This window comes from Ferrovibrio sp., from assembly GCF_017994015.1.
GTDB lineage: Bacteria > Pseudomonadota > Alphaproteobacteria > Ferrovibrionales > Ferrovibrionaceae > Ferrovibrio.
In genome coordinates this window covers 1-15,896 of sequence record NZ_JAGOLP010000067.1, presented here as the reverse complement: position 1 = coordinate 15,896, position 15,896 = coordinate 1, and the positions used below count along the sequence as shown (strand labels likewise).

The 15,896-nt window shown below is 61.4% G+C and carries 17 protein-coding genes; 6 read left to right on the top strand and 11 right to left on the bottom strand.

Annotated features, from left to right (window positions below; all coding sequences use genetic code 11):
- The 3 genes from KBB36_RS18585 to KBB36_RS18575 form a co-directional block, all read left to right on the top strand.
- Positions 1-1,559 (top strand): calcium-binding protein (locus KBB36_RS18585; RefSeq protein ID WP_290984534.1); only part of this gene is annotated, 1,559 nt, incomplete at its 5' end.
- A gap of 190 nt (positions 1,560-1,749) precedes the next feature.
- Positions 1,750-2,949: a pentapeptide repeat-containing protein gene (locus tag KBB36_RS18580; RefSeq protein ID WP_290984531.1), complete on the top strand. Its 1,200-nt coding sequence runs from the start codon at positions 1,750-1,752 to the stop codon at positions 2,947-2,949.
- Between the two features lie 135 nt (positions 2,950-3,084).
- Positions 3,085-5,205 carry a methyl-accepting chemotaxis protein gene (locus KBB36_RS18575; RefSeq protein ID WP_290984528.1) on the top strand — a complete coding sequence of 707 codons (2,121 nt, stop codon included), beginning with the start codon at positions 3,085-3,087 and terminating at the stop codon, positions 5,203-5,205.
- Between the two features lie 112 nt (positions 5,206-5,317).
- On the opposite strand, the gene KBB36_RS18570 is transcribed toward KBB36_RS18575, so the two are convergent.
- From KBB36_RS18570 to KBB36_RS18560, 3 genes are read right to left on the bottom strand one after another with little or no spacing between them, the layout of a single operon-like run.
- Complete coding sequence (locus KBB36_RS18570) at positions 5,318-5,884, bottom strand: hypothetical protein (RefSeq protein WP_290984525.1); 567 nt, start codon at positions 5,882-5,884, stop codon at positions 5,318-5,320.
- Positions 5,881-6,219, bottom strand: a complete 339-nt coding sequence (locus tag KBB36_RS18565) for a rod-binding protein (RefSeq protein ID WP_290984522.1) — start codon at positions 6,217-6,219, stop codon at positions 5,881-5,883. The genes KBB36_RS18570 and KBB36_RS18565 overlap by 4 nt, the downstream gene beginning before the upstream one ends.
- Positions 6,220-6,241: 22 nt before the next feature.
- Positions 6,242-7,564 carry a flagellar basal body P-ring protein FlgI gene (locus KBB36_RS18560; RefSeq protein ID WP_290984519.1) on the bottom strand — a complete coding sequence of 441 codons (1,323 nt, stop codon included), beginning with the start codon at positions 7,562-7,564 and terminating at the stop codon, positions 6,242-6,244.
- 188 nt (positions 7,565-7,752) lie between these two features.
- Here KBB36_RS18560 and KBB36_RS18555 point away from each other — a divergent pair, with 188 nt between their 5' ends.
- Positions 7,753-8,184 carry a flagellar assembly protein FliX gene (locus KBB36_RS18555; protein ID WP_290984516.1) on the top strand — a complete coding sequence of 144 codons (432 nt, stop codon included), beginning with the start codon at positions 7,753-7,755 and terminating at the stop codon, positions 8,182-8,184.
- Between the two features lie 85 nt (positions 8,185-8,269).
- Here the strand turns inward: KBB36_RS18555 and KBB36_RS18550 are convergent, their stop codons facing one another.
- From KBB36_RS18550 to KBB36_RS18535, 4 genes are all read right to left on the bottom strand, one after another.
- Entirely contained in the window at positions 8,270-8,728 is a 459-nt protein-coding gene (locus KBB36_RS18550) for a hypothetical protein (RefSeq protein ID WP_290984513.1), read from the bottom strand.
- 121 nt (positions 8,729-8,849) lie between these two features.
- Positions 8,850-9,482: an alanine racemase gene (locus KBB36_RS18545; protein ID WP_290984510.1), complete on the bottom strand. Its 633-nt coding sequence runs from the start codon at positions 9,480-9,482 to the stop codon at positions 8,850-8,852.
- A complete protein-coding gene (locus KBB36_RS18540) occupies positions 9,479-9,901 on the bottom strand; it encodes an adenylyltransferase/cytidyltransferase family protein (RefSeq protein WP_290984507.1) in 423 nt (140 codons plus the stop codon). The genes KBB36_RS18545 and KBB36_RS18540 overlap by 4 nt, the downstream gene beginning before the upstream one ends.
- 8 nt (positions 9,902-9,909) lie before the next feature.
- Positions 9,910-11,172 carry a hypothetical protein gene (locus KBB36_RS18535; protein ID WP_290984504.1) on the bottom strand — a complete coding sequence of 421 codons (1,263 nt, stop codon included), beginning with the start codon at positions 11,170-11,172 and terminating at the stop codon, positions 9,910-9,912.
- Positions 11,173-11,457: 285 nt separating this feature from the next.
- On the opposite strand from KBB36_RS18535, the gene dksA reads away from it, so the two are divergent.
- Positions 11,458-11,877, top strand: a complete 420-nt coding sequence (dksA, locus tag KBB36_RS18530) for an RNA polymerase-binding protein DksA (RefSeq protein ID WP_290984501.1) — start codon at positions 11,458-11,460, stop codon at positions 11,875-11,877.
- A gap of 74 nt (positions 11,878-11,951) precedes the next feature.
- Here the strand turns inward: dksA and flgH are convergent, their stop codons facing one another.
- Genes flgH through flgF form a run of 4 tightly spaced genes read right to left on the bottom strand, consistent with a single transcriptional unit; the run spans position 11,952 to position 15,176 of the window.
- On the bottom strand, positions 11,952-12,749 hold the full coding sequence (gene flgH / locus KBB36_RS18525) for a flagellar basal body L-ring protein FlgH (protein ID WP_290984498.1): 798 nt from the start codon (positions 12,747-12,749) through the stop codon (positions 11,952-11,954).
- Positions 12,750-12,778: 29 nt separating this feature from the next.
- A complete protein-coding gene (flgA, locus tag KBB36_RS18520) occupies positions 12,779-13,576 on the bottom strand; it encodes a flagellar basal body P-ring formation chaperone FlgA (RefSeq protein WP_290984494.1) in 798 nt (265 codons plus the stop codon).
- A gap of 38 nt (positions 13,577-13,614) precedes the next feature.
- Complete coding sequence (gene flgG, locus KBB36_RS18515; protein WP_290984491.1) at positions 13,615-14,400, bottom strand: flagellar basal-body rod protein FlgG; 786 nt, start codon at positions 14,398-14,400, stop codon at positions 13,615-13,617.
- A 29-nt stretch (positions 14,401-14,429) separates the two neighbouring features.
- On the bottom strand, positions 14,430-15,176 hold the full coding sequence (flgF, locus tag KBB36_RS18510) for a flagellar basal-body rod protein FlgF (RefSeq protein WP_290984488.1): 747 nt from the start codon (positions 15,174-15,176) through the stop codon (positions 14,430-14,432).
- Between the two features lie 235 nt (positions 15,177-15,411).
- On the opposite strand from flgF, the gene KBB36_RS18505 reads away from it, so the two are divergent.
- The coding region (locus tag KBB36_RS18505) for a flagellar basal body-associated FliL family protein (RefSeq protein ID WP_290984485.1) at positions 15,412-15,896 on the top strand (485 nt) is incomplete at its 3' end.

Genomic DNA, 15,896 nt, shown 5'->3' with positions numbered 1-15,896 from the left:
CCGATACCGTGACGCTGGGCGCGACGCAGGCCAGCGGCCTTGTTGATCTGGGCGCCGGCAACCATCAGCTCATCCTGTCCTCGGCCGGCAGCAATATCCTGACGGTGACCAATGCCGAAACCGTCACCGGCGGCAGCGCCAGCGATAGTGTGACGCTGAATGCGGCGGCCAATGTCAATCTGGGCGGCGGCAGCGACACGCTGACCTTTGGCGCCGCCAATCTTTCGATCACCGCCAGCGCGGTGGAGATCGTCAAGGGCAGCAGCGGCGCCGACACGCTCACACTTGGCGCCGGCATCACGGGCGCCAGCATCGATCTTGGTGCCGGCAGCGACAAGCTGACCCTGACCGGCAGCAACACGCTGACCGTGAGCAATGTGGAGACTATCACCGGCGGCAGCGGCAACGACCTGCTGACCCTGGGCGCCGGCATCACCAATGGCAGCATCGATCTTGGTGCCGGCAATGACGCACTGACCCTGGCCAACACCACCAACAGCCTCACCGCCAGTAATATTGAAACCATCACCGGCGGCAGCGGCAACGATACCGTGACGGTGAATGGCCTGAGCAATGGCGGCACCATCGTGGTCAATCTTGGCGGCGGCACTGACACGTTGATCGTGTTGGGCAATGCCAATGTCTCGGCCACTGGGGTTGAAACCTGGCGCGGCGGCGATACTGACGATGTGCTGACCATGAAGACCAAGATCAGCGGCGGCACCGTTGATCTGGCCGGCGGCAAGGACAAGCTGATCCTGGAGAGCGGCGGCAATACCGTAACCGTCAACAATGTTGAAACCATCATCGGCAATATCGGCAACGATAGTGTGACGCTGGGCACGGTGATGACCAATGGCACGGTGCAGCTCAGCTATGGCAGCGATACGCTGACCCTGGCGAATGGTGCGAATAATGTCAGCGTCCATGGTGTGCAGACGGTGTATGGCGGCACGGGTGCTGATGTTGTCACCTCCACCGGCTTTGCGCCGATCACCATGTATGGTGGCGGCGGCAACGACACGCTGACCGGCTGGAAATATGATGATCGGCTGTATGGCGGCGACGGTAACGACACGCTGAATGGTGGCGATGGCTTTGATCAGTTGTATGGCGAGGCCGGCAACGATGTGATGAATGCCGGCAATGACGGCGCGCGCATGGTTGGCGGCGCCGGCATCAACACGGCTATCGGCGGCTCGGATCGCGATTATTTCACCTTCATCTCGGCCAATTCGGCTGATCGCATGATCGTGCAGAATATGAGCAGCAATGATCGCATCGAGCTCGACACCAATCGTGAAGACGATTTCACCGGCAATGCCTTCACGCTGGCGCGCGATCTTGAGCAGAATGTGAATATCAAGGCGGTGTCGTCGTCGACGGCGATGAATGCGGTGGATTTTGGCCAGGCTGGTTTTATCTATCGCCAGGATACGGGCGGGTTATATTACGATGCTGATGGCAAATTCGCCTCCGGCTCGATCCTGATCGGCACTATCACCGGGACGAATGGTGCGCCCTGGACCTATGATTTCGATGATATACGCGAAGTCTGACGCGCTGATTCTCTCGAAAAACGAGAATATTTGCGGCAGGACTCCGGTTTAGTATCAAAATCCCTGAGTTTGCTGAGTTTTTTCGCCATATAGCTGATTACAGCCTCTGGTAATGCTGCCTCGGGCTGCCTTACTATGTTGCAGTGAATGTGGGGGCGCGGCGGGGATGGACTCGAATACCAGGGCGTTCATGCAGGCGTTAAACGCGCATCAGCGCTTTCTGACGGGTCAGCCCAATGGCAAGCGCCTGATGGTGCGGCAAGCCGAGTTGCCGCGCATGGCGCTGAGCAATCTGGATGTGCGCGATGCCATCCTGTCGAGCTGCAATTTTGGCGGCTCGGCGTTTCGCGGCTCACGCTTTGATGGCTGCGACCTGTTCGCGGCCGATTTCAATAATACCGATCTCTCCGGTGCCAGTTTCCGCAAAAGTGATCTGCGTGCGGCCAATTTCATGGATGCTAGATTGGTGGATGCCGATCTGACCGATGCCGATCTGCGGCCTGGCCAGATGGTGACCTGGAAGGATGGCGAGCGCCAAGCCAAGAACAAGCAGTCCAACCTGACCCATGTCAACCTGGATGGCGCCAATCTGAGCGGTGCCGATCTGAGCCATGCCAGCCTGCTGCTGGCTTCGGCCAAGGATACCAATTTCAGCGGTGCCACGCTGTTTTCGGTCAATCTGGCGGGTGCCGATCTGAGCGGCGCCAATCTCACCGGGGCAAAACTGCGCGAGGCCGTGCTGGTGGGGGCCAATCTGACCAAGGTGCGGCTTGCCGGGGCCGATCTGTCTGGCGCCAACCTGCGTAATGTCGACCTGTCGAATACCGATCTCACCGGCGCCAACCTGACCAATGCGGCGATGCGCAACAGCACCGCACCAGTGCCGGCCTGGCTGCGTATCAAGCTTGATCTACACAGCCTGTGGATCAACACCAACGGCGCCAAGGGCCAGCGTTTTGATATCAGCGGCAAAACCCTGGCCGGTCTTGATCTGGGCAGTTTTGATCTGCGTGCCGGGCTGTTCCGCGCCGCAGACCTGCATGACATCGTGCTGGCCGATTGTGATCTGACCATGGCCGATTTCACCGATAGCGATCTGAGCGGCGCCACGCTGGATGGTTCGAACATGGCAGGCGCGGTGTTGCTGCGCAGCAAACTCAACCGCGCCAAGCTGCGCGGCGTGCGCTTTGGGGCGCTGGAATTGCTGGATGGTCAGGGCCGCCAGACCGGGCGGATGTGGAATGCCAATCTGTCTGAGGCGAATTTCAGCGGCGCCGATCTGCGCGGCTGCATGTTCAGCGGCTCCAAGCTGGATGGTGCCAATATGGCCGGCGCCAATCTGGGCGGCAGCGATTTAGCCGAACCGAAGGATGCGCTACCGCCGGCTTGATCGCGCCATGCATGTGTCGCGCCGCCGGTAACAAGAAGCGTTACTTCCGCCCTATAGCCAGCGTAATATTCCCGGGTGCGTAACGGCAGAGTCCCGAAGCAAAACAGGGACCGCCGCTCCAGGGAGGAAAACGCCATGACACAGCTGCTGGCCCGTATTGGCCTCGGTGGTAAAATCTATTTCATCGTGCTGCTGGCAGCGCTGCTTGCCGGTGGCATGACCTATCTCGGCATTGATGCTTTGCGCACCTACAATGCCAAGCTGGCGCAGATCGAGCGCGAGACACGCCAGGCGGTGATCGCCGAGCAGGTCAATGGCCTGATCAATGCCGTGGTGATGGAATCCCGCGGCATCTACATGTCGCAGACCAACCAGGAAGCGGATCGTTACGGCAAGCTGCTGCTGGCCGGCCTGCAACGTATTGACGGGCTGATGCAGGAATGGCGCAGCTTGTTGCCGGCCACGCTTGATACCGATCGCGCCGCAGCTTTCACCAGCGTGAAGCAGTTCATCGAATTTCGCACCGAACTGGTGCGCCTCGGCGTGCAGGAAACCCCGGCCAAGGCCCGGGTATTTGGCGATAATGAAGCCAACCGCAGCAATCGCCAGGCGTTGAACCGCGCCGTGCAATTGCTGGCTAAGGACAATGCGGAAAATATCCATGAATTACGCATTGAACTGGACGCCTATTTTAATCGCCACATCCAGCGCATCGCGGTGATTGGCAGTGGCGGCCTGGTGATCATGCTGTTGCTGTCGCTGTTGCTGGCGCGCAAGGGCATCATCGCGCCGCTCAATGCGCTGTCGGCGGCGATGGGCCGGCTGGCCCGGGACGAGGCGACCAGTGTGCCGGGTGCTGATCGTGGCGACGAGATTGGCGCCATGGCGCGTCATGTTGAAGTGTTCAGCCGCAATGCCGAGGAGAAGCGTCGGCTTGAAACGGTCAATGCCGATCAGCAGCAGGCCAGCGAACAGCGCCGCCTGGATCGTGAGGCACGCGACGCCAAGGCCAGCGCGGAAATAGCTGCTTTCTGCGATCATATTGCCGATGGTGATCTGACCTCGCGGCTGGCTGAGACCGGCAAGGAAGGTTTTCAGCTTGCCTTGACGCAGCAGCTCAACCGGCTCTCGGCCACCCTGGCCAGTGTCACCGGCGAATTGGCGCATGTGCTGGCAGGCATGGCGGAAGGTGATCTCAGCCGCACGATCAGCACCGAATATCGCGGTGTGTTTGGCGATTTGAAGCAGAGTGTCAACGATACTGCGGCCAAGCTGCGCGATGTGGCATTGCGGCTTGGTGGTTCAGCCCATGCGGTGCAATCGGCTTCAGCGGAAATCTCCAGCGGCAGCCAGGATCTGGCCGGCCGTACTGAAGCGCAGGCGGCTAGTATAGAAGAGACTGCCGCTTCGATGCACGAAGTCACCGCCACGGTACGGCAGAATGCCGATAATGCGGCAGCAGCCAACCAACTGAGCCAGGTGGCGCGGGATGCCGCCGACAAGGGCGGCAGCGTCGTGCAGGATGCCGTGCAGGCCATGGGCGGCATCGAGGATGGCGCGCGCCGGATTTCCGATATCGTGGCATTGATTGACGAGATCGCCTTCCAGACCAACCTGCTGGCGCTGAACGCATCAGTGGAAGCGGCCCGTGCCGGTGAAGCCGGCAAGGGCTTTGCCGTGGTGGCGCAGGAAGTGCGCGCCCTGGCGCAGCGTTCGGCCAATGCGTCCAAGGATATCAAGGCGCTGATCGCGGCTTCCAATGCCCAGGTACGGCAAGGTGTTGCGCTGGTCAATCAGGCCGGCGGCACGCTGGGCGAGATCGTGTCATCGATCAAGAAAGTGTCGGATATCGTGGCCGAGATTGCCGCTGCCAGCCGGGAACAGGCCACCGGGCTGGATCAGGTCAACACCGCCGTCAGCAACATGGATGAAATGACCCAGCGTAATGCCGCGCTCGTGGAGCAGAATACCGCCTCGGCGCAATCGCTGGCCGATCAGGCGCGTGAACTGGCCGGGCTGGTGGCGTTTTTCCGTATCGGCGCCAATGCCGCAGCCAGGATGCCGGCACCCCTGGCACCCAAGGTAAGCCAAACCCCGAAGGCAGCACCCGCCGCGAGCCTCAAGCCGAACCAGCCCATCCCGGCGCCAGCGATGTCAAAACCGGCAGCAGCAAAAATGCCGCCAGCCAAGCCGGTTGCCGCGAGGCCGGCCGCGCCGCCAGTCAATGCCGGCGATGATGACTGGAAAGAGTTTTGAGTAAAAAAAGCCCCGCCATTGCTGGCGGGGCGAGGTGAGAGAGAGGTACTAACGCCAAACGAATTCGGCATGCTCCCCCAGGAAACCGCTTGCGCGGATCTTTAGACGCGGTTCAGCATTTGGTATCGCTGAACAACGAAACCGGTCGCTGTGCGGCATAATTGGCTGATAGATTGGTGCTGCGGCCATTGCGCGCATAGCCGTTGCCAAGCTGCTCCATCTTGGTGGCGCCGCGAATGATGGCATTGAGGAAAAGCTGGTGGCCGTCGCGCGCGCCGCGCACCGCAATCTCGTTGCGCTTGGCGATCTGGCCCACTTCCTCCAGCAGATCGGCCAGCACAGCGCGTTCAGCAGCCGGATGCTGTTTCAGCGCATCAAGATGCTGCATCATCACCTTCTGCTTCTCCTTGAACACACCGGCCATGATGCGCTTGCGCTCGCCAAGCTGGTTCAACGCGGCATAATCGTGGCGCTCAATGGCGGCGATTTCCTCCAGCATCAGCCCTTTGAGCTGGCCGGCAATGTCGTAGAGTTCCTTCGGCGTTGGCGGCACCGCACCGGCGCCGGCATTGTCGCGCGGCCGGCCCGGCTCAGGCACGGCAACACGCTGACCCGGCAGCGGCCGGCGTGCCAAAGCGGGGTGAGTGGGCTGACGGCCCTGCTGGAATTGCGGATTCATTGCGCGCCCTCCTGCATCTGCAACATCTGGCGGTAGACCATGTCGGCAATGCCAACGCCGCGGCTCTGCGCCATCGACTTGCCGTATTCCTGATTGAGAAACGTGCGCCAGGTCGATTCCGCCTGTCCGCCGCCGAACGGGCCATCGGTCTTGATGCCGCTCGACATGAATTCAAACATCTGACCCAGGAAGTGCGATTCAAATTCCTGTGCCGTCTTGCGCAGCGAAGCTTCGTTCTGCGGTGTGGCGCCGGCTTCGGTGCGGGCGCGCATGGCGCGGGCCTGTTCCACGGCATAGCCGTTGATGGCGGGGGCGGCGGCGATCATGTCGGTCATGGCAACATCCTCTCGCTATGGCTCACATCACCTGGATTTCGGCTTGCAGCGCGCCGGCTGCCTTGATCGCTTGCAGGATGGTGATCATGTCGCGCGGGCCAACACCCAGCGCATTCAGGCCATCCACCAGCTCTTGCAGCGAAACGCCGCGCCGCATCACCGCCAGGCGGCGATCCACCTGCTCGTCGATCTGGATGTCGGTGCGCGGCACCACCACGGTCTGCGCGCCGCCGCCAACCTGGCCGGGCACGGTGGGGGTGCCGGTGCCGGGCACCGCCTGGGTTACGCTGTCGAACACGATATTGCCGCCGGCATCACGCACCGGCTGACCATCCGGCCCGATACGCGGCACCTGCACGGTGCCGGTGGCGGCCGAAGTGCCGGCGATGCCAGGCACTGCCACGCCGCCCGGGGCAAACGGATTGGGCTGCGAAACCTGGGGCGTTTCGGTAACACGGATAGTGAGTGTGCCTTGGGCAATCGCCACGGTGTCGATGCGCACATTCGGACCCATCACAATGGTGCCGGAGCGTTCGTCGATCACCACGCGGGCCACCTGGTCGGTTTCCACCTGCAACTGCTCGATCTCGGTCATGAAGCCGATCAGGTCGTTGCGCCAGCGGCCCGGCACATCAACATGCACGGTGCCCGGATCAAGCGCACGCGCGGTCGGGATGCCGGCCAGGGTGGAAATCGCCTGGCTGATGCGGCGCGCGGTGGTCAGATCGGGATTCTTCAGTGCCAGGCGCAGCACCGGCAGCGAAGCCAGCTCGAAGCCCACTTCACGTTCAACAATGGCGCCATTGGCGATGCGGCCAGCAGTCGGTACACCACGGGTAAGCTGGGCGGCGGCGCCCTGGGCTTTGAAGCCGCTCACTGCCACGGCGCCCTGGGCCACGGCATAAACCTCGCCATCGGCGCCAATCAGCGGCGTTACCATCAGGGTGCCGCCTTGCAGGCTCTTGGCATCGCCCAGCGTGCTTACTGTCACATCGATACGGCTGCCATGGCGGGCAAAGGCGGGCAGGGTGGCGGTCACCATCACGGCGGCGACATTCTTGGTGGTGAAGTTGCCGGCATCGCGGATGTTCACACCCAGGCGTTCCAGCATGGCTTGCAGGCTCTGCTTGGTGAAAGGCGCGTTGGTCAGGCTGTCGCCGGTGCCATCCAGGCCCACAGCCAGGCCATAGCCAACCAGCATGTTTTCGCGGATGCCTTCAAAATCAGCCACGTCCTTGATACGCGAGCCGGCAGCAGCGGGATCAGGCAGGCTGGCCAGAATCACTAGGCTGGCCAGCAGGGCGGTGGCATGGCGGCGGAAGCGGGCGGAAACGATGCGGATCATGATGGCTCTCTCTCCGTTTGACCGCTGCCCCGGCATTTCTTGCCAGGGCGCGGTCTTGGTGCTGAGAATGCCAGTTCCGTGCCAAGCCAAAATTGCTTGAATTCATTGGGTAATTCTTTGTGACCAGGCTGCCGGGCGGCAAAATTTGCCGACTTTACCGGGTGGTTTTTCTCAGGCACCATGCAGACATGAGCATCAACAAGATTTCCGGCCCCGGCAGCCTGGCGCCCGGCGCGGCAAAACGTACCGGCGGTGCTGGTGCGGCTGGCGGCGCCAGCTTCGCCAGCCTGCTGAAAGGCAGTTCTGAAACCAGCACCGGCGGGGTTACCGGCGCCGCGCCGATGGCCGGCCTGGATGCCATGCTGACCTTGCAGGCGGTGGATGGCGATGCCCAGAAGCAGGAGCGCCGCCGCGCTTTCCGCCGTGGCACCGGCCTGCTTGATAAGCTGGAGGATATCCAGGAGGGCCTGCTTGAAGGCCGCATCCCGGTGGATCGCCTACAGGGCCTGGCCCAAGCCTTGCGCCAGGAGCGCATGATGGTGGCCGATCCGCAGCTGGCCGAACTGATCGGCGAGATCGAACTGCGCTGCGAAGTCGAATTGGCCAAGCTGGGTTACTGACTTCTTTATTACCACTACCCTCTCATTCTATTTGTCGAGAGGGTAGTTTTTTTCATCTTTTGAAAACTCACTTATTTTAGTTAATTTAGCGCGGAAGGTACATTACTTCAGGGTTGTATTTTCCTATTTTATAGCCTTCGCTAATAATATGATGCTCGTTAAGAGTCTTCCCTTTAATATTTGCAATATTGTGCCCCTCAAGCAAGAAATGTTGAATAAATGCTTTTTCTGCTAGGGATACGCATTTCTGTGAGTTTTGCCCTTGTTTAGGTTTGAATATTCCAGTCAGCAGAATTCTTTTTCCACTCTTCGAGTCCCTTAAATGAGACATAAGCGGAAGATTTTTTAAGTGCTGTACTATTCTTGATTTAATATTTTTTGCTCTTCCTACATATAGAGCTTCGAATTTATCCCCGTGTTCTCTGCCGAAAATGTAAATTCCAGTTTCTTCGGAAATTTTACTTTCATCTATGCTGTAGATGTACATCGGGTCTTTTGATGCAGAAAGTAGCGCTGATTTCTGCCACTCTAAGTGAATTTTCATAAGGTCCTCCCATGCGACTCTTTTTGACAGTATGTACGATTATATCGTGCATTTTTATTGCTTTTCCATATTCCAGGCTGAGTTTTGTTTGATGCAAGTATGCTGCGGGCGAATTTTCTAGCTATTTCCCAAACACCGCGCGGCCCAGCCGGATCATGGTGGCGCCTTCGTCAATGGCGATCTGATAATCGCCAGACATGCCCATCATGCACTCGGCCAGGGCGTGCCGCTCCATGAAACGGCGCAGCCAGCGGAAATGTGGCCGTGGATCGTCATGCTTCGGCGGAATTGCCATCACGCCGGCCGGCGCACGGTCCAGCTTGTGGCGGAAGGCATCCAGCAGCGCCTCGGCCTGCTCAGGGGCTACACCGCCTTTCTGCGCTTCGCGTCCGACATTGATCTGCAAATAGAGCGGTATGGGCCGCGCCTGGCACAGCAGCGGCAGCAGGCTTTCGCGGTCGATACTTTCGATGGCATCAAACAAGGCGGCGGCGCCGGCCACCTTGTTGCTTTGCAGGCGGCCAAAATCATGCAGCACCAGATCGGGCGCCAGATGACGCAGGGCGGGCCATTTTGCGGCAGCTTCCTGCAGGAATTTTTCGGCAAAGTGGCGATGGCCGGCGGTGATCAGTTCAGCGATGGCTTCAGGCGCACGCTGCTCGCAGGCTATGAAGATGCGGCCGCCACTGGCAACAAAATCGCGCAACACAGGCTGCGCCATGCAGCGCTCATAGCGTTGCCGCAGAGCACTCACGCTTCCTCCGCCAGCCGCTGCCGGATGCGTTCGATCAACTCGGTGCTGGAAATACCCGGGCTATAGGGCAGACGCTGGCGCATGGTTTCCGGCAAATCCGGGCAATCGGCCAGTTTGATGTGTAATTCGGCATCATCGCGGGCGCCGAAAGCATAGAGATCGTAGCCATGCTGCTGCATGAAGGCCCGGCTGATCACTTTCGGCCCATCGGTGATCACGGCATCAACATGGCGACAGGCGGCCACCACGGCCACCCGTTCGGCCGTGCTCATCACCGGGCGGCGGCCTTTGCCGGCGGCCACGCGCTCATCCGGCACCACGCACACCGTCAGCCGGTCGCCCAGCGCACGCGCAGCCGCCAGGAAAGCCACATGGCCGCCATGAAACAGGTCGCCGACGATCTTGCTGTAAACATGCATGGCGCAGGTTAAGCTGTGGCTTCGATCTGGTGCAAGAACCAGTCGGCCAGCACGTCACCGGCATCGCGCTGGCAGATTTGTTGGGCCAAGGCGATGGCGGCCTCGCGCCGTCCGGCCTGAACCGCCAACACAAGGTGCAGATAAGCCATGGCGCGCACAAAATCCGGAAAGCCGAGCATCGCCGGGGCCGAGATCATGCTGTTGAAATGCGGATCGCGCTGACGCCAATTGCCGTAATACTCGCAGAGCAGCCGGTCGGCATCGGCCGGGCGCCATAATGTTACGCCCTGCCATTCTGCACGCACCAGATCATAGGCCGCATGGCGCAGCAGACGGCATTCGGCATCCGGCAGCCCGGCCATGCGGCTGCCGCCCAGGATGCCGCCACTCGTATCTTGGCGATGCGCCACCAGATCAACATGAATACCGGTGGCCGTATCGGCAAAGGTGTTGAAATCCAGCATGCCGAGCATGTTGGGCAGCAGCCGGAAGCGGCCATCGTTACACAGCGCGGCCGCAGCCTCGGCCAGCACAGCCTCTGCCGGCAGCAGGCCAGGCGGCAGGGCCAGGTCGATATCCTTGTCATTCGGCAGGAAGGCAGCGTCGCGCTGCCAGCCCAGCAATAACCCGGCAATGGCAAAGGGCTGCAATCCGGCGGTTTCGAGCCTTTGCAGGGCGGCGATCAGGGTTTGCCGCAGCTTGTCATCATGCGCCGGATCGCCGCCGGCAGGCTGTGCAGCCGGTGCCGCGTCGGCTAATAGGCTGCCACTATCCAGCAGGCCCTGCACGGTCAGCAATGCCAGCTGCATAGTGCCGGTGAAATCACGTGCATTGAAGCGCCAGTTCACCTCCGTGCAGGCCAGCAGCAGGCGGTCTTGCGGGTTCTGCGCCAAGCGCCGCGCCGCCTGCGACCAGCGCAGCCCTAGCGCCGCATCCCCCAGTTCAGCGGCCAGATTGATCAGCCGCATTTGCTGATGCAGGCTGGGCTGTATGGTTTCGGCCTGAAGCAGCAGCGCCACAGCGGTTTGGTAATCGCCGGCCTGCTCGGCGATAACAGCCTGGTTGATCAGCCGTAAACGGCCGGAAGCATCGAAATGGTCGAGCCGGGCGGCCAGCATACCGGCCTCATCCAGCCGCCGCAGCCGGAGCAGCGCTTCCAGCCAGGCCAGATGCAGGGCGCGATCCTGCGGCGCGGCTTGGGCTGCGGCAGCCACCAGCGCCAGGGCGGTTTCCGGGCCTTGTTCTGCCCAGAGCCGGCTCAGGCTGGCCATCTGTTCCGCATGGGGGCGGCCAGGATGCAACAGGTCCATATTCGCTTCGGGATGGGGGCCGGGGGGCTGGTGCGACGGCATGGCGGTGATGCTCCAGCCCTGATTTCGGCATGACGCCGAGAAGACAAACCCAATTTTTCACAATTTTTTCATGTTTTCAATGGCTTCCGGGCGCATCAACGGCCTTGCCCGAGAGCCGGGCGATTCATATACTCCGCCCGCCGTTGCCACCCCTGGTCAGCGAACGAGTCGAGGTCGGGGTGGACGGGCGTTGGAGGTTCTCGCATGGGTATCCAGTTGAAGCCGAATTACCGTCCCACCGAGTCCGAACCCTTCATGAATCCAAAAATGAAGGAATATTTCCGTCGCAAGCTGCAGGCCTGGAAGGAAGACATCCTCCGCGAGTCGAACCAGACCTTGCAGCACTTGCAGGAAGATACCAGCCAGGAGCCGGATATCGCAGACCGCGCCTCGGTGGAAACCGACCGCGCGCTGGAGTTGCGCACCCGGGATCGTCAGCGCAAGCTGATCTCCAAGATCGACGCCGCGATCAAGCGGATCGACGACAATTCCTATGGCTATTGCGAGGAGACCGGCGAGCCGATCTCGCTCAAGCGCCTGGAAGCGCGGCCGATCGCCACGTTGTCGATTGAAGCGCAGGAGCGCCATGAGCGCCGCGAGCGCACGCATCGCGACGACATGTAGTTTTCTGCGCTGAGCAGAAACGAAAAAAGGCCGGTCATTCTGACCGGCCTTTTTGTTGTCTTCCGTTCGAGAGATCAGAACGGGAAGAGCACGTCGTAAAGCTGCTGGCCGTAGCGCGCCTGCTGCATGTTGGAAAGCTGGCCGCGGCCGCCATAGGCGATGCGGGCTTCGGCCATCTGGGTGTGGTTGACCGTGTTGGTGGCGGTGATGTCTTCCGGCCGCACGATACCCTGCACGATCAGCTCGCGGATTTCATTGTTGACGCGGATTTCCTGGCGGCCCTGCACCACCAGATTGCCGTTCGGCAGCACCTGGCTGACAATGCCGGCGACGCGCACGGTGATCTGTTCCTGGCGATCCACCTGGCCACGGCCCTGCACCTGCGAGGACGAGGTCATGCCGATGGCGGCCGAAGGATCTATATTCTTGAAGATCTTGTTCAGCGTCGAGGCCACACCGGCGCCGGTGGTGACGCCGCCGGCGCCATCCGAGGCGCTTTCCAGGCCAAGGATATTGGGGATGCCGGCATTCTCGTTGTTGTCACGGCTGGCCGTGGTGTTGTTCTGCAACGTGGCACGTTCCTGGATGTCGATATTCACGGTCAGGATGTCGCCCACCTTGGCGGCGCGGTGATCCTTAAAGAATTGCCGCGAACCCGGGCGCCACAGCGAGTTGGCCGAGCGTGTGGTCACTTCCGGCGCCGGCATCGGCAGGCTGACCGGGCGGTAATCCTTCTGTTCGGTCGGGTTCTCGATCTTGCTCAAGGCCGGCGGTTTGCCGATCTCGGTCAGGCGGCCGACATCGCAGGCGCCGAGGCTGAGGGCAACACCGGCCAGGGCGATAAAGCGGAGCGGGGTGGTGAAGCGGGTCATGGCGGGTCTCTCTCTTTACGTTTCTTATATTAGTTGCTAGCCAGCAGGCGCGGCGCGGTGGTGACCTGCACCTGGTTGCTGCCGGTGATTGTGGCCTGGATGACCTTTTTGCTTTGCAGGTTCATCACCTGCACCACATCGCCGATGGCACCGCCTTCAAGCGCGCGGCCGGTGGTGGTGATGGTGAGGCCCGGCACCTGGGCCACCATGGTGATGAGCGCATTTTTGCTGACCTGCTCAACGCGGCCGATATCGGCGCTGCGGATCGGCTGGCCGATATTCAGCGTCCGCTTCGGCGTCTGGCCGATCAGGTCGTCGATGCGGTCGATATAGGCCGAGGTATAGCGGCCGGCCGGCACCTGGCGCCATTCCACTGCATCGGCGCCGATGGTTTCGCCCGGCGCGACGCGGGATTTCAGCACCGGCATGGCTTCCACCGGGCTGGCGCGGCCCGAGATGCGCACGGTTTCCGGCGCGCCCGTTGCCGCCAGGGTGCCGGTGAAGCGGCCGCTGCGGTCGTCGAAAGTGAAGCCGTCAACGCGCCATTCGGCAGTGCTGGGCACCGAAAAGCCATTGTCGTTGCCATGGAAGCTGATCTCCACCGGGCGGCCGCCGTTGCGCTGCTGCACCAGCGACACCAGGCGGCGGGCCACGTCGCGCTCCGAGACATAGCGCATCGCTGCGGCCTTGGGCGCGGCAGCGGAGGCCAGTTGCACCGACGCGGCCGGCATCTGCTGGGCCTGCGATGGCTGGGCTTGGGCGGAGAGTGCGAAGCCGGCGGCGAAGGCGCTGGCGGCGGCGAAGAGCAGAAGCGTTGTGCGGGCCATGGTCGATCTCCGTGGTCTGATCTGGGGTCTGATCTGGATCAGCGCAGACGGGTGGTGGTTTGCAGCATTTCGTCGGAGGTGGTGATCACCTTCGAGTTCATGTCATAGGCACGCTGGGCGGTGATCAGGTTGGTGATTTCCTGCACCGGGTTGACGTTGGAGGTTTCCAGATAGCCCTGGCGCAAGGTGCCGAGGCCCTGGGTGTTCGGGTTGCCGACCTGCGGCTGGCCCGAAGCCGGGGTTTCCAGGAACAGGTTGTCGCCCACCGCTTCCAGGCCAGCTTCGTTGACGAAGTTGGAAAGCTGGATCTGGCCAAGCTGCTGCGGCTGCGCCTGGCCGGCGAGGCGGGCCTCGACGATGCCGGTATTATCAACGCTGACCGCCAGCGCGCCCTGCGGCACGGTGATGTTGGGATTCAGCAGGTAGCCATCGGCGGTGACCATCTGGCCCTGGGCATTGACCTGGAACGAGCCGGCGCGGGTATAGGCAGTTTCGCCGGACGGCAGGGTGATGTTGAAGAAACCCTTGCCGTTGATGGCGATATCATAGGTGTTGCCGGTCGAGGTCAGGTTGCCCTGTTCGTGGATGCGGTAGATGCCGGCGGCGCGCACGCCAACACCGATCTGGATGCCCGACGGCACGATGGTGTTGGCATCCGACGAGGTGGCGCCGGGGCGGCGCTGGTTCTGATACAGCAGGTCCTGGAATTCCGCGCGCTGGCGCTTGAACCCGGTGGTGTTCATGTTGGCGATGTTATTCGAGATCACTTCGACATTGAGCTGCTGGGCCATCATGCCGGTAGCGCCGGTGCTGAGCGAACGCATGGTTCAGTCTCCTCTTTCTCTATCTATTCTTACTGGCCGCTGCTGCGGCCAAGCCGCTCAACAGCGCGGCGCAGCCGGTCATGCTCGCCATCAATCAGGTTCTGGGTGTTCTGATACTGCCGCAGCAGCTCGATCATGTTGGTCATTTCCAGGATCGGCTCGACATTGGACGATTCGAGCATGCCCTGGGCCAGGGTGGAGCTGGCCGGTGCCGGCTGCGGCTCCAGGTCGGTGGCATAAAGCCCCTGCGCGGTCTTGCGCATGCCCTGCTCGTTCTGGAAGGCCACCAGGTCAATTTTGCCGATCTGCGCGGCGCCCAGGGTGATGGTGCCATCGGCGGCGATGGCCGGCACATTCTGGTCATTCTGCGGAAACACGATCTCGCGGTCGCGGTTATCAAGCACCGGATGGCCGCCGGCGGTGACCAGGCGGCGATCTTCGTCCAGCCGCAGATGGCCGTCGCGGGTGTAGCGCCGGCCCTGCGGGGTATCGATGCTGAGATAGCCATTGCCGGTGATGGCGATGTCCAGCGGGTTGCCGGTATTGGTCATCTTGCCGGTGCTGAAATCGCGCAGCACACCGCTATCGGTCACGAAGCTGAAGCGGTTGCTGCGGGTATCCGGGCCGGTGGTGCCACGGCTCAGATATTCCTCGAACATCACGCGCTCGCCCTTGTAGGCATTGGAATTCATGTTCGCCAGATTGTTGGCGATCACATCCATTTCACGCCGCATGGTGGTCATCCGGGAAAGGCCGATATAGCTCGAATTTTCCATGGCAGTTGCTCGCTTCATCCTGGGTCCGGCTGGCTGGCCGGGGTCGCAAGCCATGTTGCACAGCCCGTGCCAATCTGCTAAGATATTGAAATCACGCAAGAACTGATCTCAATGTGGCTGTCCGGGCAAAAACCGCCGGGCGGCTGAAATCGCCCACCCGGCAAAATCTGCCCAGTGGTGACGTTTCATTAACCCGCAGCGACTATCCATGCAGGGTCTGTAGGAGAAGCGGTGGATGGCGGACGATTCGGAAGACCAGGAAGGCGGCGCGGCTGACGGCAAAAAGAAGCTGTCCGGCAAGCGTATGGTGGTGTTCATCATTATTCCGCTGTTGCTGCTGTTGCTGGTCGGCGGCGGTGCGGCGGCCTATTTCCTTGGCGTGTTCGGCGGCAAGACGGAAGAGGCCGAGGTCAAGCCCGAGCCGCCCAAGGTGACGGTGTTCCATGACCTGCCGGATATCCTGGTGAACCTGAATGCCAGCGGCCGGCAGGCTTCCTATCTCAAGCTGAAAGTGGCGCTGGAGCATCAGGAGCCGCTATCGACGCCGAAGCTGAATGAATTGATGCCGCGCGTGATCGACAATTTTCAGGTCTATCTGCGTGAATTGCGGCCGGACGATCTGGTCGGCTCGGCCGGCCTCTACCGGCTCAAGGAAGAACTGCTGATCCGCGTTAACCAGGCGGTGGCGCCGATCAAGATCAATGATGTGCTGTTCAAGGA